The following is a 22,599-nucleotide window of genomic DNA, read 5'->3' on the forward strand; positions in this document are numbered from 1 at the left end:
GGACTCTGAGTCCCTCAATGTTCCCTTCACGGCAGGTCAGCGCAGTTCTTCGAGAACCCGCACCAGCTGGTTGATCTCGAACACGTTGGAGTAGTGCGCCAGCCCGATCCGCACCGCGCCGCCGACCTCGCCGACGCCCAGCGACGCGAACACGCCGCTGGTCCCGTCGTCGGCGAACGCGCACAAGCCTTGCGACGCCAGATATTCCGCGACCTCGGCCGATTTCGCGCCGGCCACCGCGAAGGCGAGCGCGGGGATCCGGCGCATCGCGTCGCCGATCACCATCACATGCCGCAGCGAACGCAGTTCGGTGGACAGCTGCGCGAGCAGCCCCGCGTGGTAGGACTTCGCGGACCCGAGCGACGTCACGAGCCGTTCGCGCCGGGACCCGGCCGCGGCGTCGTCCAGCCCGGCCAGGTAGTCGATGGACGCGACGAGCCCGGCCAGCAGCGGATAGGCGTGCGGCCCCAGTTCGAGCCGCGCGGGGCCGCGGGCGGCCGGGTCGAGCGAGACCGACGAGATGCGTTCCAGCAGCTCCGGATCGCGGAAGACCAGCGCGCCGACCGCCGGTCCGCCCCAGGCGGGAGCCGAGACGACCAGCACGTCGGCACCGAGTTCCTGCAGGTCGAGCGGCACGAACGGAGCCGCGTAGGTCGCGTCGACCACCACCAGCGCGCCGACCCGCTTCGCGAATTCGATCACCGTCGGCACGTCCGGCCGGGTCCCGACGGACCCGGACGCCAGCGTCACCGACACCGCCTTGGTCCGCGCGGACACCAGGTTCTCGTACTGCCAGGCGGGCAGCTCGCACGTTTCGATGTCGATCTCGCTCCAGCGGACGACCGCGCCGACCCGCTTCGCGGCACGCCGCCACGGCGCGATGTTGGCCTCTTCGTCCAGCCGGGAGACGACGACCTCGTCGCCGATAGTCCAGCGCTCGGCAAGCGCGTCGACCAGCCGGCGCAGCAGCACCGGGGCGCTCGGCCCGAGCACGACGGCAGCCGGGTCCGCCCCGACCAGATCAGCTACGGCCCGCCGGGCCGCGGTGACGATGCTCTCCGCCCGCTGGGAGGCCGGAAATGCTCCGCCGGGCCCGGACACCGGAGCCCGCATGGCTGTCGAAACGGCCGAAGCGACCTGTTCCGGCACGAGCATTCCGGCGGCGCCGTCGAAGTGAATCCAGCCGTCACCCAGCGCGGGGAACAGCCCACGGATACGAGCGACGTCGAACGCCATGGGGGACACCGTACGGACGTGCGGTTTCGCCGTTGCCGCGGGGTTGGGCAGAACTGCCCGAACGGCCGCTAGGCTCGGACCCAGGACCGCTAGCCAGTGACGGGGATGGAGCACATGAGCGAGCCGCACTTCCGGGGAATGGGCGCAACCGGGGACGGAACGGACGCGTCGCACGTGGTCGTCGTCGGACCGGACGGGGTTCCGGTCGGCAGCGCACAGATCGCCCCCGAGGGGGAAGAAGCCGAATCGGCGGTCGGCGACCTCGTCGAGGAACCGGCCAAGGTGATGCGCATCGGCACGATGATCAAGCAGCTGCTGGAGGAGGTCCGCGCCGCTCCGCTCGACGACGCCAGCCGCGACCGGGTGCGTGAGATCCACCAGACCTCGGTGAAGGAGCTGGAGCAGGCGCTCGCGCCGGAGCTGCGCGACGAGCTGGAACGGCTCGTGCACCCGTTCACCGAGGACCGCACGCCCTCGGACGCGGAGCTGCGGATCGCGCAGGCGCAGCTGGTCGGCTGGCTGGAAGGGCTGTTCCACGGCATCCAGACCGCGCTGTTCGCGCAGCAGATGGCCGCGCGGGTGCAGCTGGAGCAGATGCGCCGCGGCCTGCCCGCCGGCTCGTCCGGCCGGGGCGGCGAGACGCCGGGCCCGGGGATCTCCGGAACTGGGCAGTACCTCTAGAGCCCGGAGAAGAACGCTCGCAGGTCGCCGATCACCGCGTCGGGTTCCTCGAGCGCGGGGAAATGCCCGCCGCGCGGGAACTCCGTCCATCGGACGATCCGGTCGGTGCGCTCGGCGAGCTGCCGGATCGGCAGCCCGATGTCGTCCGGGAAAACGGCGACCGCGGTGGGCACGGCGGAGATCGACGGCTGCGCGCCCCACTGCACGTCCTGGTAGGCGTAAATCCGCGAGGACGACGCGGCGGTGCCGGTGAACCAGTAGATCGAGACGTTGGCGAGCAGGTCGTCGCGGTCGATCAGGTCGTGGTCGGCGTTGGAGAAGGAGCGGAACTTCTCCGCGATCCAGGCCAGCTGCCCGGCCGGGGAGTCGGTGAGGCCGAAGGCAAGCGTTTGCGGCTTGGTGGACTGGATCATCGCGTAGCCGATGCCGGTGCGCTGGAAGGCACGCGCTTTGTCCAGGGAACGCTGTCCCAGCTCCCGGTCGTCCAGGCCGTCGAGGTCCTCCTCGGTGCGGGCGACCGCGGACGGCAGCATGGTCACATGCGCGCCGACGACCCGCTCGGGGAACTGGACGCCGAGCTCGCGGGAGATGAGCGCGCCCCAGTCGCCGCCGTGCGTGCCGAACCGGTCGTAGCCGAGCCGGGTCATCAACTCGGCCCACGCTCGGGCTGTCCGCGCCGGTCCCCAGCCGCGGTCGCGGGTCGGCCCGGAGAACCCGAAGCCCGGGACCGAGGGAACGACGACGTGGAACGCGGTGGCCGGGTCGCCGCCGTAGGCACGCGGGTCGGCCAGTGGGCCGATGAGGTCGAGGAACTCGACGATTGAGCCAGGCCAGCCGTGCGTGAGCAGCAGCGGGAGGGCGGTCGGCTCCGGCGACCGCAGATGCAGGAAGTGGACGTTCGCGCCGTCGATCGTGGTGGTGAACTGCGGAAAGCCGTTGAGGCGGTCTTCCTGGGCGCGCCAGTCGAACTTGAGGCGCCAGTGGTGGGCCAGGTCTTGGACTTCGGCGACCGGGATGCCCAGGTCCCAGGCCGGATCGTCGAACGGGTCGGGCCAGCGGGTCGCGGCCAGCCGGCGGTGCAGGTCGTCCAGGTCGGATTGGCGGACGTGGACTCGGTACCGGGTGAGGTCTTGGGCCATGTCCGGAGGCTAAGCGGGATTGCGGACCAGGGCGGTCCTCGATGAACCGATTTCGCCGACCGGTCAACTCCCCCGGTCATCGGCGTCCTCGGTCACCAGTTCAACGAATCGAGCACCCGGTCCACCCCGTGCCCGTCCACCGCGGCCCGCCCTGCCGAAGAGAGCCGCGCCCGCAGCGAAGCGTCCGACAACAGCTGCCGCAGCGTCTCCGTCACCTCCGGCAGGCGGTCGGCCAGCGTTTCCGCTTTCCCCAGCCCGCGTGCCAAGCCCCGCTCCAGCGCCGCCCGGTAGCCCGTCGCCTGGTTGTCCACCAGCTGCACCGCGGCCGTCGGCACGCCCAGGCAGCACAGCTCCAGAAACGTCACTCCCGAGGCGCTGATCGCGACCTCCGTCGCCACGAGCAGATCGAGCAACCCCGCGTGCGGCGCGGCGATCCGGATCTCCTGACCCTCCACAGTGGACGGAAGCGAAGGCTCGCCGCGCACCAAGGCGTCGGCGGTGAAAGGCAATCCGGTATCCGCCAACGCTCGCAGCAGCAGCGAAACCGTCGAGGCCCATTCCGCGCCACCGCCCAGCACGACCGTGACATGCGGCGGCTCCGACGACTCGGCCCGCCGTGCCCGGGCGTTCAGCACGACGTCCCGCAGCGGCGTGTACTCCACCCCGCGCAGCAGCAGGCCCGAACCGTCGTCCGGTCGCGGCGCGGGCGCGAAGCCCGAATCCACCACGACATCAGCCGGGCGCCTGCCGAACGTATCGTCCTCAATGGACATCAGCCGGGCCCCGGCGGCGTTGACCTCGGCCCGGACGTCGCCGATGCCGTAGTGGTCCACCAAGACCGCGTCGAAGCCGGCCGCCAGCCCGGGCCAGGAGGTGACCGGCAACCGCGGCACGGACAGCTCGTCGAACCGGGCGGCCAGCCACTCCGCGTTGGTCGTCGATCCGGCGAACCGCACGTCCCAGCCGCGCGCGACCGCGCGTTCGGCGTAGGCGACCATCCGGGAGATGTGCCCGGCCCCGATGTCCGGCGACGAGTCGGCCCGCAGCAGCAGCTTCACTGGCCGACCTTCTTCTGCTCGACCTCCGCGTTCAGCGCCACCAGATCCGGCCGCGACCGCAGCAACGACACCACCGAACGCCACGAGCCCGCCGCGTCGCCGAGCTCGGCGACCACCGCGGAGATCAGCTCCCAGTCCTGCGCGGTGTCCAGCGTGACCCGCAGGTCCTCGGCCGCCGGGCTGACCACGACACCGGTGCAGGAGTACCGGTGCGGCTGCCGGTAGATCGCCGAGGTCACGTGCTCGCGGTCGGCTCCGGTCGCGGTCGCCGCCTGCTCCGCCAGCACCGGCGCCCGCACGAGTTCGGCGTCGAACCCGCGGGGCAGGGTCCGCACCAGCGTGGTGGAGACATAGTCCAGCGTCGGCTCGGCCCGCCAGATCGCGACCAGCCGCCCGATCAGCGCCGGATCGAGCAGCGGGCAGTCGGCGGTGAGACGGATCACGGCGTCCGCCGGGTACTCCGACAGCGCGAGCCCGAACCGGGCCACCACGTCGTCGAGCGGACCCCGCACCACGGCCGCGCCACAGCGGGCGGCTTCGGCGGCGACCGCGTCGTCGTCCTCGGCATCCGAGGTCGCGACCACCACCCGGTCAACGCCGGGAGCGGCAGCGGCGGCCCGGACGACCCAGCCCAGCACGCTCCGTCCGGCCAGCGGCCGCAGCACCTTCCCGGGCAGCCGGGTCGAGGAGGACCGGGCCTGTATCACGGCGTTGACGCCGGGGCCTGCACGCATGGGTGACATGATGGCCTGCGGCGCACCGCGCCGATCCACGAACCCCAACCGCGGAGGTCATCGATGTCCGAGCTGGATGGCTCCAGCATCCTGCTCACCGGCGGGACCGGCTCTTTCGGCAAGGCGTTCATCGCCTACGCGCTCGAGAAGCTGAACCCCAGCCGGCTCGTGGTGCTCTCCCGCGACGAGCTGAAGCAGTACGAAGCCCGGCAGCTGTTCAACGACGACCCGCGGCTGCGCTGGTTCATCGGCGACGTACGCGACCGCCGTCGTCTCGAACGCGCCATGCACGGTGTCGACTACGTGGTGCACGCCGCCGCGCTCAAGCAGGTCGACACCGGCGAATACAACCCGTTCGAATTCGTCCAGACCAATGTCACCGGCTCGCAGAACGTGATCGAGGCGGCAATCGACACCGGCGTGCAGAAGGTCGTCGCGCTGTCGACCGACAAGGCGTCCAGCCCGATCAATCTCTACGGCGCCACCAAGCTGTGCGCGGACCGGATGTTCATCAGCGGCAACCACTACGCGGCCGCGCACCCGACCCGGTTCTCCGTGGTGCGCTACGGCAACGTGATGGGTTCGCGCGGCAGCGTCATCCCGTTCTTCCGCAAGCTCGCCGAGCAGGGCGAGTCGCTGCCGATCACGCACAAGGACATGACCCGGTTCTGGATCACGCTGCCGCAGGCCGTCCAGTTCGTGGTCGACTCGTTCGACCAGATGTCCGGCGGCGAGCTGTACGTGCCGCGCATCCCGAGCATGCGGCTGGTCGACCTGGCCCAGGCCATCGCGCCCGGTTCGCCGATGCACGAGGTCGGCGTGCGCCCGGGCGAGAAGCTGCACGAAGAGATGATCGCGCCGGATGACGCGCGCCGGACCGTGCGGCTGTCCGACCGCTACGTCGTGCAGCCGCACCTCGCCGGCTGGGGCTACGAACCGCCCGCCGCCGGCGAAGAAGTGCCGGAGGGCTTCGCGTACCGCTCGGACACGAACGATCTCTGGCTGGAAGCCGACGAGCTGCGCGAGCTGGTCGAGCAGTATGCCTGAGTCCGATGCCGTCTCCGCGGGAAAGAGCACGTCGGCGGAGTTCCTGCCATACGGCCGCCAGTCGGTCAGCGAGGAAGACATCGAAGCGGTCGTCGCCGTCTTGCGCGGCGACTGGCTGACCACCGGACCCGCGGTCGCGCGGTTCGAAGCGGACCTGGCTGAACACACCGGCGGCACGCCGGCGGTGGCTGTCACGTCCGGTACCGCGGCGCTGCACGTTGCTTACGCCGCGGCCGGAATCGGTTCGGGCGACGAGGTGGTCGTGTCGCCGATGACCTTCGTGGCGACCGCCGCGACGGCCGCGCTGCACGGAGCGAAGGTGGTGTTCGCGGACGTCGAGCCGGACACCGGAAACCTGTCCGTCGACGCCGCCGCGGCCGCGATCACCAGCCGTACCAAGGTGATCGCCGCGGTGGACTACGCCGGACACCCGGCCGAGCTGGACGCACTCGGGAAGCTCGCGCACGACGCGAACGCCCTCCTGCTGGAAGACGCCGCCCACTCCGTCGGCGGCGCCTGGCAGGGCCGTCCGGTCGGGTCGATCGCCGACCTGACCACGTTCTCGTTCTTCCCCACCAAGAACCTGACCACCGCCGAGGGCGGCGCCGTCGTCACCGGATCCGCCGAGCTGCTGCAACGCGCGCAAGCGTTCCGCAACCACGGACTGGTCCGCGACAAGAGCCGCCAGCGCTACCCGGACGAGGGCGGCTGGCACCAGGAAGTGCACGAGTTCGGGCTGAACTACCGGCTGCCAGACGTCCTGTGCGCTCTCGGCAGCAGCCAGCTGACGCGGCTGGCTGAGTTCAAGGTGCGCCGGGCCGACATCCACGCGCGGTACAACGCCGCGCTCGCGGAGGTGGAGGGTGTCTTGACCCCGCCGCGCCGCGACGGCGCGGACCCGGTCTGGCACCTGTACCCGCTGCGAGTGCTGGAGGGCCGACGGCGAGCCCTGTTCGAGCACTTGCGCGCGCTGGGCATCGGCGTGCAGGTCAACTACATCCCGGCGTACTGGCATCCGGTGTTCGAGGATCTGGGCTATCGACGGGGGTTGTGCCCCGCCGCGGAAACGTATTACGAGCAGGAGCTTTCGCTGCCGTTGTTCCCGTCGCTCACCGACGCGGACGTGGATCGGGTGATCGACGGGGTGCGCGAGTTCTTCAGGAGCTGATCGCGTTTCCCCAGGTCCGTGAAAGGCCCCTTGAGGGAATCCAAGTCCGGCAAGGGGCCCTTCACGGACCACAACTCCGCTCCCGCCGCCCGCATGAGCCCGCTACGAGCCATCCCGGGCCTTCACCCTGGCCAGACCCAGCGAAACCGCACTCACAACGCCGCCTTAAGTTCCCGGCATTGAGACTCAGAGCAGATCCCACGTCAGCGCGGTCCCCTTGGCGGCATCCACCCGGAACGTCCGTCCCAGCACCGTCGTGATCTCCCCCGGCGCCAGACCGCCGGCCGGCCGGATCGACCGGACGTTCTGTGGCGTCACCACCTCGCCCGCGCGCACGTCCTCCACCACGTACAGCGACCGGCGCAGGCGCAGACCTTCCTTCTCGCTCTCGCGCGGTCCCAGCACCGGCGAACCGAGCGCCTCCCACGCGCGATGTGTCTCCGTGACCAGCGCGGCCAGCTCCGTCGGCTCCAGTGAGAATTCCGAATCCACCCCGCCGTCGCTGCGTGCCAGTGTGACGTGCTTCTCGATCGCGACCGCGCCCAGCGCGACGGCCGCGACCGGCGCGCCCAGGCCCGGCGTGTGGTCGGAAAGGCCCACCAACGTCCCGGTGAGGCCGGCCAGCAGCGGCAGGCCGCGGAGGTTGCTCTCGGTCGGCGACGCCGGGTAGCTGGCCGTGCAGCCGAGCACCACCAGCTGGTCGTTGCCCGCCGCCCGGGCGGTGCGCACTGCCGCGTCGATCTCCGCGACGTTCGCCATCCCGGTGGAGATCACCAGCGGCTTGCCGGTGCGCGCGCACAGCTCGATCAGCGGCAGGTCGACGATCTCCGACGAGGCGATCTTGTACGCGGGCGCGTCCAGCGATTCCAGCAGCTCCACCGCGGTCGGGTCGAACGGGCTGGAGAAGATCTCCAGTCCGCGCTCCCGAGCGCGAGCGAAGAGCGGCGCGTGCCATTCCCACGGGGTGTGCGCCTTTTCGTAAAGCTGGTACAGGTTCTCCCCGCCCCACAGCGAATGCCCGTCGCCGATCCGGAACGCCGGGCCGTCGACGTCGACGGTGATGGTGTCCGGCCGATACGTCTGCAGCTTCACCGCGTGTGCGCCGGCCTCGGCGATCGCGTCCACGATGGCCAGCGCGCGGTCGAGATCACCGTTGTGGTTGCCGGACATCTCCGCGATGACGAAGGGCGGCTGCTCCGGTCCGAGCAGGTGCTTGCCTATGCGGACTTCGGACATGGGTGGCGTCCTTCCGGTGTGGGTCAGTGCAGAGTCTTGCGCAGCCGCCGGAAGCCGTCCGCGGCGGGCGCGTCCTCCAGGTAACCAGCTCGCTCGAACAACGCCGCCGAGGCCGCGTTGTCCGGATGCACCGCGGCGAGCACCGCTGCCGCGTCCGTGCGGGCGGCCAGCGCCTGCTCTCCGGCGGCGAGCACTGGGCGGGAGAGCCCGCGGCCCCGGCTGCCCGGCGCGAGCGTGATGCTGACCTCCCATTCGCGGTCGCCCTCGTCGTCGAACCGCACCGTGCCGACCGGAGTCCCGGCCCGCATCGCTACCAGCAGTATCCGGTCCGGCGCCGTGAGCACCCGGCGCAACCAGCGCAGGTGACTGTCGAGGTCGATCACCCCGGCCGACCGCGACGCCTGCCTCGTCGCCGGATCGTTGCGCCAGGACAGCAGCAGCTCGGCGTCGTCCTCGGTCGCGTCGCGGACGGTGACCGCGGGTGCCGTCACGATGCCGGAGTGAACTTCGCGTTCTCGAGCCGGCTGAGCCGTTCCTCGTACCGGGCGACGCCGGCCATCCGGATCCGGATCTGCGCGTGCTGACGCTGGATCTCCTCGATCAGCGACCGCGCCTCGAGGTTGTCCCCGGCGTCCGAGCGCGGCGTCATCGCGATCGATTCGCGCAGCGTCTCCAGCTGCGCTTCCTGGGCCGCGACATGCGGGATCATCCGGTCCAGCTCGCCGCGGATCCAGCGCAGGTCGCCGGCCGCGGTCTCCAGCCGGCTCTCCGTCTCGTCGAGCCGGCGGCGGTGGTCGACGGTGCAGTGCTCGAGCTCGTCGATCCGGGTCTCGAAGTCCCGGATGACGTCCCGGGTCCGCTCCTCGACGCGGTGGTCGACGATCCGGGCGAGGCGGGCGCCGAAGAGGTTTCTGAGCTTGGCGACGGGCATAGCGGGTTTCCTTCGGGAAGTGCCGGAGCCGGCAGTGGCTTCAGCGGAGCAGGGTGGTGGTGCCGGTGCGGGTCCAGGACTCCAGCAGCCGGCCCTCGGCGGCGATCTGGTGCTCGGGGCCGACGATGCACGAATCGCCTGCCGCGTGCTCCCACGAGGTCTGGTCCGGGTTGTCGATGAACGAGAACCCGGTGAGCACCAGCTGCGCCTCGGGGAAAGACGTACGGGCGATCCAGGCCGCGAGGGTACCCGTGGTCGACCAGGTCGGCTCGGAGCGCGTGGGCAGCCCGAGCGCGTCCGACAGCGGCAGCACGACGTCGCGGTTCGACACCGGGACGAAGCCGAGGTCCTCGGGCCACCAGCCGGGCAGGTCCTCCGGCTCCCAGTGCAGGCGGCCCGGCTCGACCAGCAGGTACAGCCGGCGGCGGTAGTCGCGGAAGACATGCCGGGTGGCGCGCACCGCGCGGTTGAAGACCACCGCATGCACCTTGCGTCCGGTGACATCCGGACCATCCGGTTCGTCCACTACGAACCCGTTGACGCGAATGACCAGGTCACAGTCGTCGACTGCCTTGGCGCGCGCCGGGTCCGGAGCCAGCGGCTGGTTGCCGACCACGGCCACCGAACGCGGGTCCGGCCGGTCCGCATACGCCGAAAGCAGGTCGCCCATCAAGCTCGCCGCACCAAGAGCAGCACTCATAGAGGAGAAAACTACCAGGACACAAGGAACGACCATGCCCGTATCGCCCGAACACACGCACCGGCCGGGCCGTGATCAAGCCGAGGTCGCGCCGTGATCGAGCCGGGGCGGACCGAGCCCGCCGCGCCCCATCGGTACCCTCGTCCACGTGCATGCCACCAGCACGGTTCACGCAGCCGAACCCGATGTGTCGACCTCGGTTCCACCGACGTCGGACAGCAAGACGTTCAAGCGTGCGATCGAAGACATCAGGTCCGGTTTGGCCGCCCGTGAGCTCTGGACTCACCTCGGCTGGCAGGACATCAAGCAGCGCTACCGGCGCTCGGTCATCGGGCCGTTCTGGATCACCATCAGCCAGGGCGTCATCGCGCTCGGCCTGGGCCTGCTGTACTCGCAGCTGTTCCGCACGCCGATCGAGGTGTTCCTGCCCTACCTCTCCACCGGCTTCATCATCTGGGGATTCATCCAGGGCTGCCTCACCGAGGGCATGGAAACGTTCATCTCCAACGAGGGGATGATCAAGCAGCTGCCCGCGCCGCTGAGCGTCTATGTGCTGCGCACGATCTGGCGCCAGACGATCCAGCTCGCGCACAACATGATCGTCTACGTCGTGCTGCTGATCATTTTCTTCTCGGCGCTCGACAATCCGTATTCGCTCGGGTCGAAAGACGGTGCCTGCCTGCCCGACAAGTACTGCCATCCGGGCCTGAGCTGGAACATCTTCCTCGCCATCCCCGGGTTCGTGCTGCTCGCGCTGACCGCCGGCTGGGCGGCGCTGCTGCTGGGCATCATCTCGACCCGGTTCCGGGACATCCCGCAGCTGATCAACTCGCTGATCCAGCTGATGTTCTACGGCACCCCGATCGTCTGGCCGGTCGACCAGCTGCTGTCCGGCGGGGCCCGCGACGGCGCGTCCTGGGCGCTGCCGATCATCAAGCTGAACCCGCTTTACCACTACATGCAGGTGGTGCGAGGGCCGCTCATCGGACAGGCGGTGAGCTGGACCAGCTGGGCAGTGGTCGGCGGGCTCACCGTGGTCGGGTGGGGGCTCGCCCTCGTCGCCATGCGCAATTACCGGTCCCGCGTCTCGTATTGGGTGTGACAGATGGTCAGCATTGACGTCCACAACGCGTACGTGGACTTCCCGATTTTCGACGCGAAATCGCGTTCGATGAAAAAGCGCGTGCTCGGCAAGGTCGGCGGCAAGATCGGCACCGAGCAGAAGGTGCCGATCATCGAGGCGCTGCACGACGTGTCGATCAGCCTGCGCGAGGGCGACCGCGTCGGTCTCGTCGGGCACAACGGCGCGGGCAAGTCCACGCTGCTGCGGCTGCTCGCCGGCATCTACGAGCCGACCCGGGGCTCGTCCCGGATCGTCGGCAAGATCGCGCCGGTGTTCGACCTCGGCATCGGCATGGACCCGGAGATCTCCGGCGAGGAGAACATCATCATCCGCGGTCTTTTCCTCGGCATGAGCGCCAAGGAAATGGAGAAGCGGGTCGACGACATCGCGGAGTTCACCGAGCTCGGCGACTACCTGCAGATGCCGCTGCGCACCTACTCCACCGGTATGCGGGTCCGGCTCGCGCTGGGCGTGGTGACCTCGATCGACCCGGAGATCCTGATCCTGGACGAGGGCATCGGCGCGGTCGACGCGGCGTTCCTGAACAAGGCCCGCGACCGGCTCAAGGACCTGGTCAAACGGTCCGGCATCCTGGTGTTCGCCAGCCACTCCGACGAGTTCCTCTTCGAGCTGTGCGACTCCGCGATCTGGATGGACGAGGGGCGGCTCAAGCAGCAGGGATCGCTGCGCGAGGTGCTCACCGGCTACAAGGGCCGCGACCCGTTCGAGAACATGAGCCAGGAAGGTCTCGAGCGCCTCGGCATCGAGCCCGCGACCACGAAGAACGGCGGGGAATGATGACCAGCGAGACGCGGGAGCTGCCCGAAGGCGCCGTTGTCGGCGTGGTGGTCACGCGGCATCGTCGTGAGCTGCTCGCGGACTCGCTGAAAATCCTCGCCGCCCAGACGCGGCCGATCGACCACCTCGTGGTGGTGGACAACGGGCCGGACAAGCCGGCCCGCGAAGTGGTCGAGGGCTACCCGCTGCCGTACACGTACCTGCCGTCGCACCGCAATCTCGGCGGCGCGGGCGGGTTCGCGCTCGGCATGCTGCACGCGTTGTCGATGGGCGCGGAATGGGTGTGGCTCGCCGACGACGACGGACGGCCCGCCGACGAGCACGTGCTGGAAATCCTGCTGGAAGAGGCCGAGAAGCGCGGGCTCGCCGAGGTTTCCCCGGTGGTGGCGAACATCGACTCCCCGGCGAAGCTGGCGTTTCCGCTGCGCCGCGGACTCACCTGGAAGCGTTCGTCGGCGGAGCTGGGCACGGACTTCCTGCCCGGCATCGCGTCGCTGATGAACGGCGCGCTCTTCCGAGCGTCCACTTTGGACGTCACCGGCGTGCCGGACCTGCGGCTGTTCTTCCGCGGCGACGAGGTGGAACTGCACCGCCGCCTGGTCCGCTCCGGCCTGCCGTTCGGCACGTCGCTGCGCACGACCTACCTGCACCCGGACGGCTCGGACGAGTTCAAGCCGATGCTGGGCGGAAAGTTCCACGCGCAGGACCCGGAGAACGAGGTGAAGCGGTACTACACCTACCGCAACCGCGGATATCTGCTTTCCCAGCCTGGAATGCGCAAGATCGGTGCACTGGAAGTGCTGCGGTTCGGGCTGTACTTCGTGGGCGTGAAGCGCGATCCGAAGGCGTTCGCGCAGTGGCTGAAGCTGGTCCGGCAGGGGCGGGCGGAGAAGTTCTACCGGTACTGAACCGGCGTCCGAGCACCGGCTGACCACAGCAAAAGAGTCCGTTGTGGACAGTGCAGCATCCACAACGGACTCTTCGAAGAACCGCTACTCCCCGATCACCGGCGGCGCGGACCGGTGCCCGCCGCCGAAGTCTTCGTTTTCGTCGATCTCCATGACGAACGCCGGCTGGTCGTGCCCGTCGTCGTAGGGGCGGGCGCCGAAGCCCATCCCCGGACGTGCCGGCGCGCCGCCCATTCCGCCGGCCGCGACATCCGCCGCACCCGGGGTCATCGCGCCGTCGCCGGGACCGAAGCCCGCGTTGGCGCCGCCGCGGCCGACCTTGCTTTGGTGTTCCTCGTCGGCGCCGAAACCGCCGCCTCCGCCGCCCATCGGCATCCCGCCCATCGGCATCGCACCCATGCCGGCACCGCCCGCGTTGCCGCCGGCCGGACCGGAGTGGGCCGCGGCGGGCGCGTAGCCGGCCGCCGTCGTGGAAGCGTCGGGGACCGCCTGGTGCACAGCACCGGTGAACTGGGTCGGGCCGCTGACCGTGGGCGTGCTCTGCGAAACCGCCGAATGGTCAGCCGGAGCGCCTGCCGCTGCCGCGCCACCGCCACCCGCCGCGGCCGGAGCCGGGCTCGCCGGAGTGTCCGCGTGGCCGCCCGAGTGCTCGCCACCGGTCGGCATCGCGACGGCCGAGCCGCCGCTCACCGCGGCGCCGAACTTCGGCGGGTGCGCGAAGGTCGGCTGCTTCGAGCCCGACGAGTACAGCGACGCGTCGTACTGCTTCATCGTCTCCGCGGCCTGCTCGTGCGCCGAGCGGCTCTCCTGCTGCTTCTTCAGCGAGTCGTCGATCGCGTTGCTCATTTCGAGCGGCGTCGCGTGCGACCACTTGTCGAATTCCTCGGTCCAGTCGAACGGGACCGCTTCCGGCATCGAGTGTTTCGCCACCTGCGCCGCGGACGCCTGCTCTTCGACGTTCTGCGCGGCCAGCTTCGCGTTCTGCGCGTTCGCTTCCGCCCACTCGCTAAGGCTGGTGAAGTACGCCTGCGCACCAGCGGCCGCCTCGCCGCTCCACGCGTGCGCGGCCTTCTTCACGGCTTCGCCCAGCTGCGTCGAGAACTCCTCGAACGCCTTCTGCACCTCGGTGTAGGCGTGCGACACCGAGGAAACCTGCTCCACGTCGAGGTTCGTCTCGACGTAGGCCTTCAACTGCTGGTGCGGATGCCCGAGGTAGTCGGCGTCAGACGGCGCGAGCCCCGGCTGCGGCGTGCTCATTCGGTGCCCTTCACGGTCCGGTGAGTGTCGATGGCCTGGTTCTCGTTCTCCGTGTAGACCCCGCCCGCGCGCGCCAGCGCCTCGTCCGCCTCCTGCAGGATCCGGCCGAACTGGTCCAGCACATCGGCAGCCGAGCCGTGCGCGTCCGCGCCGCTCTTGCGGTCATGCTCGGCGACGGTCTGCCCGTACGGGTGGCTGCCCAGCTTCGGAGCGGACGCCAGCGCCTGCGTCTGCGGCTTGAGCCGCTCGAGACGGGTGACCATGTCGGTGAGCGCGGCTCGGAGATCGCCCAGCGCGTTCGTGTCGATGCTGAACCCGCCGGCTTTCGCGGCACCGGCCAGCTTGTGCGTTTCGGCCGCGGCTTCGGCGAGGCCCTTGGCGTTCAGCCCGCCGGCCGCCAGCGGATCAGTGCTCATGCGCCGGAGTGTACCGACGGGCGCGCCTTCGGTCAGGCGTTTGCCGAATACCCTTCAAGCTGGGTGAACAGCTGCTGGGCCAAACGGGCATTGTCAGCCGGCGCATAGGTGAGCCAGCGCTGGCCGTCGCTCGCGTCACGGGTGCTGAGCAGGTACCGGCCGAGCTCGGTGTCGAACCAGGCGAGCGAAGGCAGCGACTGTTCGTGGCCGCGTCCGTCGCCGATGTGCACGGTGAACTGCCCGACCGCCAGCCGCGGCTTCTCGAAGATCCGCTCCACTGCCCGCAGCTGCGGGTTGTGCGTTCGCGGGCCGCTGACCCCGGCGAACGGGTCGTAGGCGTCGCCGCGCACTGGCTTCTTCGCCGGACGCGCGACGGTGACCGACTGGCCGGGCGCGGCGGGCGTCAGCGGCAGCAGGTCGACGATCGCCGGGACGATGCCGGTCGGACGGACCTCTTCGAAGGTGAACATGCCGTCGCGGTGCACCACGAGCACCGCGTAGTTGGCGCCATTGGACGCGACCCGCGCGAACAGCTGCTCGTCGCCGAGCTTGGCCGCCGCGGAAACAGCGATGCTGGGCCGGGCGAAGGTGGCGAGCGCGATCTCCACGTCGTCGTCGACGCTCCCGCGGCGCAGCAATCCGCGCCCGTCGAGGTCGCGCATCACGGCGTCGCGCACCGCGGCGCGCTCGTCGCCGGTGATGCCGATGTGCGGCACCACGAACGGCACCGGTGCGCGGCCCAAGCCGAGCTCGGCCAGCAGGAGATCCACCGCTGCCGGCGACAGCGTGAACGAATACGGCACGTCCCACCCCTAAGTCCGGTCTCTGCCCGCGGAAACCGTAGTCCACCCGGCGGCGCGTCAGCCAATCGCGCTTCCGCTGTGCGCGAATCCGCTGGTGGCGAAAGCCTCTTGCTTCCGGCGAGCGACCGCTGCTGCCATGGAGATCATGACCGAACCGAAACCAGCACTGGTGCTGCACCTCGCGACCGGCGGCGAGCCGCTGATCTTCCCGCTCGCCGCCGAGAGCGCCCCGCCAGTCCAAGAAAAGCTCGCCGACCTGCTCAGACACGGCAGCGTGCACTCCGTGCAGACCCGGGACGGCAACGTCGTGTCGGTGAATTTCGCGCACGTCGCCGCGGCGTATGTCGAAGACCTGAGCCGGAAGGGCAAATTCGGGCTGTCCGTCTAGCCGACGGCGAGCAGGCCGAACCGGATTTTCGCCTCGGCCGGTGGTCCGTGAAGGACCCCTTGCCGGACTCAGATTCCCTCATGGGGCCCCTCACGGACACCGAGTCCTTCAAGGGGCCTGGCACGGAATTGCCCGGAAACGCGGGAAGGGCGCCCCGCCGAACGCGAGACGCCCTCCCTGACCAGCTCGAAAACTCAGAGCTCGTACAGCCGCTTCCAGTTCTCCCGCGAGGTGAGCTCCGGCATCGCGCGCTTGTACTGCTCCTGCACGGCCGCGCCTTCCTTGCGCAGCCGGTTGATCACCTTCGCACCGCGCTTGGCCAGGTCGAACATCTTGACCTTGTCGTAGGTGCGGACGCGCACGCCTTCCTGCGACGCGTCGGTGACCACGGCGGTGTCGAACAGCGCGATGTGCCACCAGTGCGCCTCGTCGATCGGCACCGCGCCGAGGCCGAACCGGCTGCGGCCGAGCACCCGGTCCAGGACGCGCTTGATCAGCACCAGCCGCTGCATGCTGGGCCGCGGCGCGCTGTTGATGATGCCGATGTCGTTGGACGCGATGCCCGGCACGTCGGTGGCCTTGTGCCGCTTGGTCTCCGGGTACGCGTCGCGGATCCGGCGGATCTCCTTCATCGCCTCGACGCCGCCGTCACGCAGGATCTCCGGGCCCTCGAGGAAGTCCTCGACGGCCTTGATCAGCGTGGCGGACAGGCCGTACTGCATGCCGAGCAGGTAGCGCACCAGCTGAGCCAGCAGCACCCGCGACAGCAGGTTCAGGTTGAACGGCGAGTGCAGCGCGGCGGTGATGATCGAGTTGCGCAGGTTGAAGTACCGGTGCCACTCGTCCCAGTCCTTCCAGTGGAAGTCCGCGTGCCACACGCCGGCCCCCGGCAGGGTCACCGTCGGGAAGCCGTACTCGCGGGCGCGGTAGGAGTACTCCGCGTCGTCCCACTGGAAGAAGAACGGCAGCGGGTAGCCGATGGCCTTGACCACCTCGGCCGGGATCAGGCAGGACCACCAGCCGTTGTAGCCGGCGTCGAGGCGGCGCTCCTGGCGGTTCGGGGCCCCGGTCTCCTCGTCGACGCCGAGCAGGTCGGCGGTGGAGAGCGAGTGCTGCACCGGCTGGCCCGGCTCCAGCGTGTTCAGCCGGGCGTACTCAGCGCCGACGTGCAGCTGGTTCGGGTGCAGCAGGTTCAGCATCTGGCCGCCGACGATGATCGGGTTGGCGGCGCGGTTGGAGAACGCGGTCATCCGCACGACGAGGTCCGGCTCGAGCAGCACGTCGTCGTCCATGAACAGCACGTTCGCGTGCTCGGCGGCGGACTGGCCGGCCACCTCGTACAGGCCGCGGGTGAAGCCGCCGGCACCGCCGAGATTGCCCTGCTTGATGTAGTGCAGCTTGTCGCCGAGGTCCTTCGCGACCTGCTCGAAGCCGTCGCGGGTCTCGACCCGGTCGGTGCCCTGGTCGGCAACGTAGATGGCGTGCAGGGTGTCCAGCGAGGACACGTCCGCGGCCAGCGCCTGGAGGTTCTTCAGGCAGTCGTCGGCGCGGTTCATCGTGCAGATGGTGACCGCGGTCGGGCGGATCTGCTCCGGTGCCTCGACGGTCCAGCGGACCTGCTCGGCGCGCAGCGTCTGGCCGCCTTCGGTCTCCAGGTCGAGCCACAGCGCGCCGCCGTCGTGGAACTTGTCCAGCTTGGCGCTCAGCACGACCTTCGTGCCCTTCGCGCCGGACACCTGCTTGGCGTCCGCCACGCGCGCGTCGCCGAGCAGGTCGGACGCGCCCATCGAGAGCAGGCCGTCGCCGGTCACGACCGCTTCGACCTGCACCTCGGTCGCGGTGGTCCAGCGCTGCCAGTAGCTGGCCGGGAAACGGCCGAAGTAGGTGTTTCCGGTCACCTTCGCCGACGGCTCCAGCGAGATGCTGCCGCGCTCGCGCAGCGCGTTGCCGTGCACGACCTCGGCGTACAGGTCCTTGCTGACGATCGGAGCCGGCCCGGAGTACAGCCCGCGCTGGGCGGTGAGCCTGCCCTCCGGGGCGTGGTCGGCGAACCGGGTCTCGCCTGCGGGGGCCGCCTCGGCGACCGGGGCTGCTTTACCGGGCATCGAACTCAGTTCTCCTTTACCGGTCGCACACGGAACACGACCCACTTGAGCATCACGAAATTGATCACGGTCGCCGTGGCCTGGGACACCACCCAGGCGAGGGTGGCCTGCCACCCCGACTCCGGCAGCACGCGCAGCATCACCTGATTGACGCCGACGGCGACGAAGAAGGTGACGGCGTACAGCAGAACGAAGCTGCCGACCTGGGCGTTCCCCTCGCGCTTCCCCGCGGCGAAGGTGAATCGCCGGTTGAGGAAGAACGCGGTGGTCGTGCCCACGATGAAGCTGATCGCACGGGCGAGGTCCACCCACGGGGCGGCGTCCATGCCGACCGCTCGCAGCAGCGAGTACGTGCCCAGGTCGAGCAGCGCGCAGAACCCGCCGATCACGCCGAACCGGACCAGCTGGCCCAGCAGCCCGGGACCCGCGGTCCCCGGCTGCGTTTGGTCACTCTGCGGTTCTGTAGCCACCACTTGGAATACCTTCTCGGCCTATTGCGTCAGTGTCCGTATTACCCACTTCGACGCTCGGACGCTTGTGCCTTGATGCGCAAAGTGTAGAAGCGGGCACTTCAGGGTCACGTTCCGGGCGGTGTTCGGCGTGGCTACCCTGGTCGAGTGACCCACGCACCCGAGACACAGCGCCGCACGCTCACCGGCTGGGGCCGCACCGCCGGGACCGTCGCCGACGTGCTGAGCACGCGCGATGTCGAGGCGATCGCCCGCGCCGTCGCTTCCGCAGGCCCGCGCGGGGTCATCGCACGCGGGCTCGGCCGGTCCTACGGGGACCCGGCGCAGAACGCGGGCGGACTGGTCGTCGACATGACCGTGCTCGACCGGATCCACTCGATCGACCCGGACTCCGGTCTGATCGACCTCGACGCCGGAGTGAGCCTCGACAAGCTGATGCGCGAGGCGCTGCCCTACGGCCTGTGGGTCCCGGTGCTGCCGGGCACCCGCCAGGTGACCATCGGCGGCGCGATCGCCAACGACATCCACGGCAAGAACCACCACTCGGCGGGCAGCTTCGGCAACCACGTGGTGTCGATGGATCTGCTGACCGCCGACGGATCCGTGCACACGCTCACCCCGGACGGCCCGGAATCGGAGCTGTTCTGGGCGACAGTCGCCGGAATCGGACTGACCGGCATCATCGTCCGCGCGACGATCCGGATGAAGAAGACCGAGACGGCGTACTTCTACGTGGACGCCGACCGCACGTCGAACCTCGACGAGACGCTCGGGCTCTTCACCGACGGCTCGGACCTGAACTACGACTACTCGATGTCGGTGCCGGACCTGATCTCGTCCGACAGCCGGCTCGGCCGCGCCACCTTCTCCCGCGGCTCGCTCGCCACCATCGACCAGCTGCCGCCGAAGCTGCGGAGCAACCCGCTGAAGTTCGACGCGCCGCAGTTGCTGACGCTGCCGGACGTGTTCCCCAACGGGCTCGGCAACAAGCTGACCTTCGGACTCATCAATGAGCTGTGGCAGAAGACGGTTCCCAAGAACGGCGCGCGCGGCAAGATCCAGAACCTCACGCAGTTCTATCACCCGCTGGACATGCTGAGCGAGTGGAACCGCGCGTACGGCAGCAAGGGCTTCCTGCAGTACCAGTTCTCGGTGCCGTTCGGCGCGGAGGACAAGCTCAAGGAGATCTGCCGGGTGATCTCGCGGTCCGGGCACTACTCGTTCCTGAACGTGTTCAAGCGGATGGGCGACGCGAACCCGGCCCCGATGTCGTGGCCGTCGCCGGGCTGGATGCTGTCGGTCGACTTCCCGATCAAGAACGGGCTGAGCCGGTTCTGCGCGCAGATGGACGAGATGGTCCTCGCTTCGAACGGCAGGCTCTACACCGCGAAGGACTCCCGGACCTCGGCGGAGACGTTCGCGAAGATGTACCCGCGGCTGGAGGAGTGGCGCAAGGTGCGCTCCTCCGTCGACCCCGAAGGCGTTTTCGCCTCTGACATGAGCCGGAGGCTCGCACTGTGATCGACGCGGTCGGTAACCCCCAGTCCCTGCTGCTGCTCGGCGGCACGTCCGACATCGCGCTGGCGATCGCGGAGAAGTACCTCGAGGAGAAGCCGCTGCGGGTCGTGCTCGCCGCCCGTCCGTCGGCGCGGCTGGAGGACGCCGCGCAGCAACTGAAAGACCTCGGTGCCGAGGTGTCCACGGTGGCGTTCGACGCCCTGGACACCGCGTCCCACCCGAAGGTGCTGGACCAGGCGTTCGCCGGCGGCGACATCGACGTGGCGGTGGTCGCGTTCGGTCTGCTCGGCGATGCCGAAGAGATGTGGCAGGACCACGCCAAGGCGGTCGAGCTGGCGACGGTGAACTACACGGCGGCGGTCTCGGTCGGCGTGGCGCTGTCGGAGAAGCTGAAGGCGCAGGGGCACGGCAAGGTCATCGCGCTGTCGTCGGTGGCGGGCGAGCGCGTCCGCCGGTCGAACTTCGTCTACGGCTCGACCAAGGCCGGCTTCGACGGCTTCTACCTCGGCCTCGGCGAGGCCCTGGCGCCGCACGGCGTGCAGGTGACCGTCGTCCGGTCCGGCCAGGTCACCACGAAGATGACCGCCGGGATGAAGGACGCGCCGCTGACCCGGACCGCCGAGCAGGTGGCCGAAGTCGCGGTGGACGCCTGCCGCAAGGGCAAGGAGCTGGTCTGGTCGCCGTCGGAGTTCCGGCTGGTGATGTCGATCCTGCGGCACGTGCCGCGCAAGATCTTCCGCAAGCTGCCGGTCTGATCCCCCGCGCATCCACCGGTCGGTGGATGCCGGCCTGACCGGCTCGACGATGCCCCCGGACGCCCGGCGCGCCGAAACTCGGGGCATGGCGAACGAGTTCCGCTCCGCACTGGCCACGCTGATCGTCGACTTGGCCACTCCGGTCGGCGGCTACTACCTGCTGCGGGCGTTCGACGCATCGCCGGTGTGGGCGCTGCTGCTGAGCGGCCTGCCGCCGGCCGTGCGCGTGCTGTACGGCCTGATCGCGCACCGCCGGGTGGACGGAATCGGCCTGCTGGTCGTCGCGTTCCTCGCGGTGGGCTTGGCCACCACGCTGCTCACCGGCGATGCCCGCCTGATGCTCGTCCGCGGCGCGTGGTTCAGCACTCTGGCCGGGGGCTGGCTGCTGGCGAGCATGGCCATCGGCAAGTACCCGATCACTTACCAAGCGGCCCGGACCCTGCTGCCCGGCCGCGGTTCGAGGCTGGACGCAGCCTGGGACGCGCACCCGTCGTTCCGGCGGGCGTGGCGGACGTTGACGGTGGCGTGGGGCGTCGGCAGTTTGGTCCACAGTGGACTCAGCGTGGCGATGGCCTACACCTTGCCGGTGGACGAGGTGCCCGGACTGGACGCCGGGTTGTCGGTCGGGTTTTTCCTGCTGCTGCAGGTGATCACCCAGGTGCTGCTGATCCGGGAGGGCACCCTGCGGCAGGTCGTCCGGCCAGCAGCGGCCGCCGCCGGTGGTCGGTGAAGGGCCCCATCTCCACCCGACGGTTCGGCGCGGGTGCACAGCGGACCGCTATTCGTCCCCGCGCGGCGGCCGCAGCTCGTCGGCCAGCTCCTCCTGATTGAGCCCCGCCCGGTTCCGGAACTCGCGCACCCGCTCGCCCACGACGCGCGCGGCGGCGGAGATCGGCGTCTTGACCATGGCCGCTTAAGCACACACGACTAGGGCATTTGATATCAATGCACAGATGTCTATATCATTTATATCTAGGCGATAAATGACTATGATGTTTATATCTAGACCATGCTTGGCCGCCCTCCCGCATTTCCCCGAATCGCATCCACCCCGGGTGATCGATCGGCTACCGTGCTCTCTGTAGGCAATTGCAGACACCGGGCCGAGGGGGCACAGGGTGTGGGAGGACACGTCGTTCACGGTCGCGATCTGGGGTGACCAGGTCAGCGCTCCGGAGGGCTTCGTGATGGAGCCGGACGAAGCGAAGATGCTGCTCAGCAAGCTGCAAGGGGTCCGCGGAAAGCTCGCGGCAATGCGCCGATCGGCGGCCTATCTGTGCGGCATGCAGGCTCCTTCGCAAGACCCGTCCACCGTCGCCGCGCATGTGGCAATGACCGGTGACGGCTCCAGCAATTTGGGTGCCTACTCATACGGCGGAGGTCATATCGACCTTCAGATTGCGTACCTGGACGAATTCATCCAGCGCATCGAGGGCGCGCTGGGCATGACAAAATCAGGTGATCAACAGCAAGCTGGCCACTTCAACAGCATCAAAAACCAGGAACCGAAGGCATGAAACTCCGCGTACCCCTCGTCATGCTCAGTTCTGCCCTGCTGCTCGCTGCCTGCTCCAGCACCACCGGCGGCATCCCGGCGCCCGCACCAAGCACCAGCTCGTCGCCCTCCGGGGACCTGCCTCCGTACGGCGGTGCCCCCAAGGTCGACAACCCGCTTCCGGACTCCGTGCTCTCCGGCAGTCCTTGCGAGGCGCTTACCCCGCAGCAGATCTCCAAGAACTTCGGCACGGACGTCACCGGCGAGCCATCGTCCAGCCCGCTCGGCACGAAGTGCACCTGGTCCGCACCCGACGGCGGCCCGGTGCTGGTGATCTTCTACACCACCAAGCAAAAGCAGGGCCTGAGCATCGTCTACAAGCAGGTCAAACCCCAGATGAAGCGCTTCGACGTGCTCCCGCCGATCCAAGGTTTCCCCGCCGTCGCCTATGACAAGTCGCCCGGGCCGATGTCGCCAGGGTGCCAGGTCGCGGTCGGGCTTTCCGACACTCTCGAGTTCGAAGCCGGGCTCGAACTCGGCGAAGCCAACCGCGGCAAAGCCGACGCCTGTGACCTCGGTGCCGATGCGGCGGCCGACGCGGTCACCACGATCAAGCAGAAAGCCGGGCGGTGA

General features: G+C 69.4%; 26 protein-coding genes. 12 read left to right on the plus strand and 14 right to left on the minus strand.

All coding sequences use genetic code 11. The annotated features are described in order from the left end of the window. Positions 1 to 36: 36 nt before the first annotated feature. Positions 37 to 1,236 carry a cysteine desulfurase-like protein gene (locus AMYBE_RS0131395; RefSeq protein WP_020663355.1) on the minus strand — a complete coding sequence of 400 codons (1,200 nt, stop codon included), beginning with the start codon at positions 1,234 to 1,236 and terminating at the stop codon, positions 37 to 39. A 105-nt stretch (positions 1,237 to 1,341) separates the two neighbouring features. Between AMYBE_RS0131395 and AMYBE_RS0131400 the strand changes: the two genes are divergently transcribed. Then, entirely contained in the window at positions 1,342 to 1,917 is a 576-nt protein-coding gene (locus tag AMYBE_RS0131400; RefSeq protein WP_020663356.1) for a bacterial proteasome activator family protein, read from the plus strand. On the opposite strand, the gene AMYBE_RS0131405 is transcribed toward AMYBE_RS0131400, so the two are convergent. The 3 genes from AMYBE_RS0131405 to AMYBE_RS0131415 all read right to left on the minus strand — a co-directional run bounded on the left by AMYBE_RS0131405 (position 1,914) and on the right by AMYBE_RS0131415 (position 4,848). Continuing rightward, the gene (locus AMYBE_RS0131405) at positions 1,914 to 3,056 is read right to left on the minus strand and encodes an epoxide hydrolase family protein (protein WP_020663357.1); all 1,143 of its coding nucleotides are present in this window, start codon (positions 3,054 to 3,056) and stop codon (positions 1,914 to 1,916) included. The two genes, AMYBE_RS0131400 and AMYBE_RS0131405, sit on opposite strands and share 4 nt — an antisense overlap. 92 nt (positions 3,057 to 3,148) lie before the next feature. Next, complete coding sequence (locus AMYBE_RS0131410; RefSeq protein WP_020663358.1) at positions 3,149 to 4,114, minus strand: hypothetical protein; 966 nt, start codon at positions 4,112 to 4,114, stop codon at positions 3,149 to 3,151. Next, complete coding sequence (locus AMYBE_RS0131415; RefSeq protein ID WP_020663359.1) at positions 4,111 to 4,848, minus strand: cytidylyltransferase domain-containing protein; 738 nt, start codon at positions 4,846 to 4,848, stop codon at positions 4,111 to 4,113. Before AMYBE_RS0131415 ends, AMYBE_RS0131410 begins: the two co-directional genes overlap by 4 nt. Positions 4,849 to 4,911: 63 nt before the next feature. On the opposite strand from AMYBE_RS0131415, the gene pseB reads away from it, so the two are divergent. Continuing rightward, complete coding sequence (pseB, locus tag AMYBE_RS0131420; protein WP_020663360.1) at positions 4,912 to 5,895, plus strand: UDP-N-acetylglucosamine 4,6-dehydratase (inverting); 984 nt, start codon at positions 4,912 to 4,914, stop codon at positions 5,893 to 5,895. Next, positions 5,888 to 7,063: a DegT/DnrJ/EryC1/StrS family aminotransferase gene (locus AMYBE_RS0131425; protein ID WP_020663361.1), complete on the plus strand. Its 1,176-nt coding sequence runs from the start codon at positions 5,888 to 5,890 to the stop codon at positions 7,061 to 7,063. Before pseB ends, AMYBE_RS0131425 begins: the two co-directional genes overlap by 8 nt. A 186-nt stretch (positions 7,064 to 7,249) precedes the next feature. Here AMYBE_RS0131425 and pseI read toward each other — a convergent pair whose 3' ends face one another. The 4 genes from pseI to AMYBE_RS0131445 are packed head-to-tail and all read right to left on the minus strand — an operon-like array spanning position 7,250 to position 9,900. Next, entirely contained in the window at positions 7,250 to 8,299 is a 1,050-nt protein-coding gene (gene pseI / locus AMYBE_RS0131430) for a pseudaminic acid synthase (protein ID WP_020663362.1), read from the minus strand. A 23-nt stretch (positions 8,300 to 8,322) separates the two neighbouring features. After that, the gene (locus tag AMYBE_RS0131435) at positions 8,323 to 8,790 is read right to left on the minus strand and encodes a GNAT family N-acetyltransferase (RefSeq protein WP_020663363.1); all 468 of its coding nucleotides are present in this window, start codon (positions 8,788 to 8,790) and stop codon (positions 8,323 to 8,325) included. After that, on the minus strand, positions 8,787 to 9,230 hold the full coding sequence (locus tag AMYBE_RS0131440; protein ID WP_020663364.1) for a hypothetical protein: 444 nt from the start codon (positions 9,228 to 9,230) through the stop codon (positions 8,787 to 8,789). The genes AMYBE_RS0131435 and AMYBE_RS0131440 overlap by 4 nt, the downstream gene beginning before the upstream one ends. Before the next feature lie 40 nt (positions 9,231 to 9,270). Beyond that, the gene (locus AMYBE_RS0131445; protein ID WP_020663365.1) at positions 9,271 to 9,900 is read right to left on the minus strand and encodes a hypothetical protein; all 630 of its coding nucleotides are present in this window, start codon (positions 9,898 to 9,900) and stop codon (positions 9,271 to 9,273) included. 178 nt (positions 9,901 to 10,078) lie between these two features. Between AMYBE_RS0131445 and wzm the strand changes: the two genes are divergently transcribed. The 3 genes from wzm to glfT1 are packed head-to-tail and all read left to right on the plus strand — an operon-like array spanning position 10,079 to position 12,759. Continuing rightward, on the plus strand, positions 10,079 to 11,032 hold the full coding sequence (gene wzm, locus AMYBE_RS0131450; RefSeq protein WP_027928205.1) for a galactan export ABC transporter permease subunit Wzm/RfbD: 954 nt from the start codon (positions 10,079 to 10,081) through the stop codon (positions 11,030 to 11,032). 3 nt (positions 11,033 to 11,035) lie between these two features. Further along, positions 11,036 to 11,851 carry a galactan export ABC transporter ATP-binding subunit Wzt/RfbE gene (gene wzt, locus AMYBE_RS0131455; protein ID WP_020663367.1) on the plus strand — a complete coding sequence of 272 codons (816 nt, stop codon included), beginning with the start codon at positions 11,036 to 11,038 and terminating at the stop codon, positions 11,849 to 11,851. Then, on the plus strand, positions 11,851 to 12,759 hold the full coding sequence (glfT1, locus tag AMYBE_RS0131460) for a galactofuranosyltransferase GlfT1 (RefSeq protein WP_020663368.1): 909 nt from the start codon (positions 11,851 to 11,853) through the stop codon (positions 12,757 to 12,759). The genes wzt and glfT1 overlap by 1 nt, the downstream gene beginning before the upstream one ends. Before the next feature lie 84 nt (positions 12,760 to 12,843). Here glfT1 and AMYBE_RS0131465 read toward each other — a convergent pair whose 3' ends face one another. Genes AMYBE_RS0131465 through AMYBE_RS0131475 form a run of 3 tightly spaced genes read right to left on the minus strand, consistent with a single transcriptional unit; the run spans position 12,844 to position 15,235 of the window. Next, entirely contained in the window at positions 12,844 to 14,016 is a 1,173-nt protein-coding gene (locus tag AMYBE_RS0131465) for a hypothetical protein (protein WP_020663369.1), read from the minus strand. After that, positions 14,013 to 14,432: a hypothetical protein gene (locus tag AMYBE_RS0131470; RefSeq protein WP_020663370.1), complete on the minus strand. Its 420-nt coding sequence runs from the start codon at positions 14,430 to 14,432 to the stop codon at positions 14,013 to 14,015. The genes AMYBE_RS0131465 and AMYBE_RS0131470 overlap by 4 nt, the downstream gene beginning before the upstream one ends. Positions 14,433 to 14,464: 32 nt before the next feature. Beyond that, a complete protein-coding gene (locus tag AMYBE_RS0131475; RefSeq protein WP_020663371.1) occupies positions 14,465 to 15,235 on the minus strand; it encodes an ESX secretion-associated protein EspG in 771 nt (256 codons plus the stop codon). A 145-nt stretch (positions 15,236 to 15,380) separates the two neighbouring features. Here AMYBE_RS0131475 and AMYBE_RS0131480 point away from each other — a divergent pair, with 145 nt between their 5' ends. Beyond that, positions 15,381 to 15,623, plus strand: a complete 243-nt coding sequence (locus AMYBE_RS0131480; protein WP_027928206.1) for a hypothetical protein — start codon at positions 15,381 to 15,383, stop codon at positions 15,621 to 15,623. Positions 15,624 to 15,817: 194 nt separating this feature from the next. On the opposite strand, the gene AMYBE_RS0131485 is transcribed toward AMYBE_RS0131480, so the two are convergent. Together AMYBE_RS0131485 and AMYBE_RS0131490 are read right to left on the minus strand one after the other, a co-directional pair. Then, positions 15,818 to 17,728, minus strand: a complete 1,911-nt coding sequence (locus AMYBE_RS0131485; protein WP_020663373.1) for a glycosyltransferase — start codon at positions 17,726 to 17,728, stop codon at positions 15,818 to 15,820. A 5-nt stretch (positions 17,729 to 17,733) separates the two neighbouring features. Continuing rightward, positions 17,734 to 18,201: a GtrA family protein gene (locus tag AMYBE_RS0131490; protein ID WP_020663374.1), complete on the minus strand. Its 468-nt coding sequence runs from the start codon at positions 18,199 to 18,201 to the stop codon at positions 17,734 to 17,736. A 144-nt stretch (positions 18,202 to 18,345) separates the two neighbouring features. Here AMYBE_RS0131490 and dprE1 point away from each other — a divergent pair, with 144 nt between their 5' ends. The 3 genes from dprE1 (at position 18,346) to AMYBE_RS0131505 (ending at position 21,201) form a co-directional block, all read left to right on the plus strand. Continuing rightward, positions 18,346 to 19,719 carry a decaprenylphosphoryl-beta-D-ribose oxidase gene (dprE1, locus tag AMYBE_RS0131495; RefSeq protein WP_020663375.1) on the plus strand — a complete coding sequence of 458 codons (1,374 nt, stop codon included), beginning with the start codon at positions 18,346 to 18,348 and terminating at the stop codon, positions 19,717 to 19,719. Beyond that, positions 19,716 to 20,471 carry a decaprenylphospho-beta-D-erythro-pentofuranosid-2-ulose 2-reductase gene (gene dprE2, locus AMYBE_RS0131500; RefSeq protein WP_020663376.1) on the plus strand — a complete coding sequence of 252 codons (756 nt, stop codon included), beginning with the start codon at positions 19,716 to 19,718 and terminating at the stop codon, positions 20,469 to 20,471. Before dprE1 ends, dprE2 begins: the two co-directional genes overlap by 4 nt. 85 nt (positions 20,472 to 20,556) lie before the next feature. Then, positions 20,557 to 21,201, plus strand: coding sequence for a VC0807 family protein (locus AMYBE_RS0131505; RefSeq protein ID WP_020663377.1), 645 nt, complete (start codon positions 20,557 to 20,559; stop codon positions 21,199 to 21,201). A gap of 48 nt (positions 21,202 to 21,249) precedes the next feature. On the opposite strand, the gene AMYBE_RS46750 is transcribed toward AMYBE_RS0131505, so the two are convergent. Further along, a complete protein-coding gene (locus AMYBE_RS46750; RefSeq protein WP_020663378.1) occupies positions 21,250 to 21,378 on the minus strand; it encodes a helix-turn-helix domain-containing protein in 129 nt (42 codons plus the stop codon). A gap of 211 nt (positions 21,379 to 21,589) precedes the next feature. Here AMYBE_RS46750 and AMYBE_RS0131515 point away from each other — a divergent pair, with 211 nt between their 5' ends. Beyond that, positions 21,590 to 21,988 (plus strand): hypothetical protein, encoded by a 399-nt coding sequence (locus AMYBE_RS0131515; RefSeq protein ID WP_020663379.1) that lies wholly within the window; start codon positions 21,590 to 21,592, stop codon positions 21,986 to 21,988. After that, positions 21,985 to 22,599, plus strand: a complete 615-nt coding sequence (locus AMYBE_RS0131520) for a DUF3558 domain-containing protein (protein ID WP_154676355.1) — start codon at positions 21,985 to 21,987, stop codon at positions 22,597 to 22,599. The genes AMYBE_RS0131515 and AMYBE_RS0131520 overlap by 4 nt, the downstream gene beginning before the upstream one ends.

The sequence above is a fragment of the Amycolatopsis benzoatilytica AK 16/65 genome, assembly GCF_000383915.1.
Taxonomy (GTDB): domain Bacteria; phylum Actinomycetota; class Actinomycetes; order Mycobacteriales; family Pseudonocardiaceae; genus Amycolatopsis; species Amycolatopsis benzoatilytica.

Coding starts and splice junctions, on each gene's coding strand:
- AMYBE_RS0131395 (WP_020663355.1), bottom strand. CDS start 1,236: ATGGCGTTCGACGTCGCTCGTATCCGTGGGCTGTTCCCCGCGCTGGGT.
- AMYBE_RS0131400 (WP_020663356.1), top strand. CDS start 1,342: ATGGAGCACATGAGCGAGCCGCACTTCCGGGGAATGGGCGCAACCGGG.
- AMYBE_RS0131405 (WP_020663357.1), bottom strand. CDS start 3,056: ATGGCCCAAGACCTCACCCGGTACCGAGTCCACGTCCGCCAATCCGAC.
- AMYBE_RS0131415 (WP_020663359.1), bottom strand. CDS start 4,848: ATGCGTGCAGGCCCCGGCGTCAACGCCGTGATACAGGCCCGGTCCTCC.
- pseB (WP_020663360.1), top strand. CDS start 4,912: ATGTCCGAGCTGGATGGCTCCAGCATCCTGCTCACCGGCGGGACCGGC.
- AMYBE_RS0131425 (WP_020663361.1), top strand. CDS start 5,888: ATGCCTGAGTCCGATGCCGTCTCCGCGGGAAAGAGCACGTCGGCGGAG.
- pseI (WP_020663362.1), bottom strand. CDS start 8,299: ATGTCCGAAGTCCGCATAGGCAAGCACCTGCTCGGACCGGAGCAGCCG.
- AMYBE_RS0131440 (WP_020663364.1), bottom strand. CDS start 9,230: ATGCCCGTCGCCAAGCTCAGAAACCTCTTCGGCGCCCGCCTCGCCCGG.
- AMYBE_RS0131445 (WP_020663365.1), bottom strand. CDS start 9,900: ATGGGCGACCTGCTTTCGGCGTATGCGGACCGGCCGGACCCGCGTTCG.
- wzt (WP_020663367.1), top strand. CDS start 11,036: ATGGTCAGCATTGACGTCCACAACGCGTACGTGGACTTCCCGATTTTC.
- glfT1 (WP_020663368.1), top strand. CDS start 11,851: ATGACCAGCGAGACGCGGGAGCTGCCCGAAGGCGCCGTTGTCGGCGTG.
- AMYBE_RS0131465 (WP_020663369.1), bottom strand. CDS start 14,016: ATGAGCACGCCGCAGCCGGGGCTCGCGCCGTCTGACGCCGACTACCTC.
- AMYBE_RS0131470 (WP_020663370.1), bottom strand. CDS start 14,432: ATGAGCACTGATCCGCTGGCGGCCGGCGGGCTGAACGCCAAGGGCCTC.
- AMYBE_RS0131480 (WP_027928206.1), top strand. CDS start 15,381: ATGACCGAACCGAAACCAGCACTGGTGCTGCACCTCGCGACCGGCGGC.
- AMYBE_RS0131485 (WP_020663373.1), bottom strand. CDS start 17,728: ATGCCCGGTAAAGCAGCCCCGGTCGCCGAGGCGGCCCCCGCAGGCGAG.
- AMYBE_RS0131505 (WP_020663377.1), top strand. CDS start 20,557: ATGGCGAACGAGTTCCGCTCCGCACTGGCCACGCTGATCGTCGACTTG.
- AMYBE_RS46750 (WP_020663378.1), bottom strand. CDS start 21,378: ATGGTCAAGACGCCGATCTCCGCCGCCGCGCGCGTCGTGGGCGAGCGG.
- AMYBE_RS0131520 (WP_154676355.1), top strand. CDS start 21,985: ATGAAACTCCGCGTACCCCTCGTCATGCTCAGTTCTGCCCTGCTGCTC.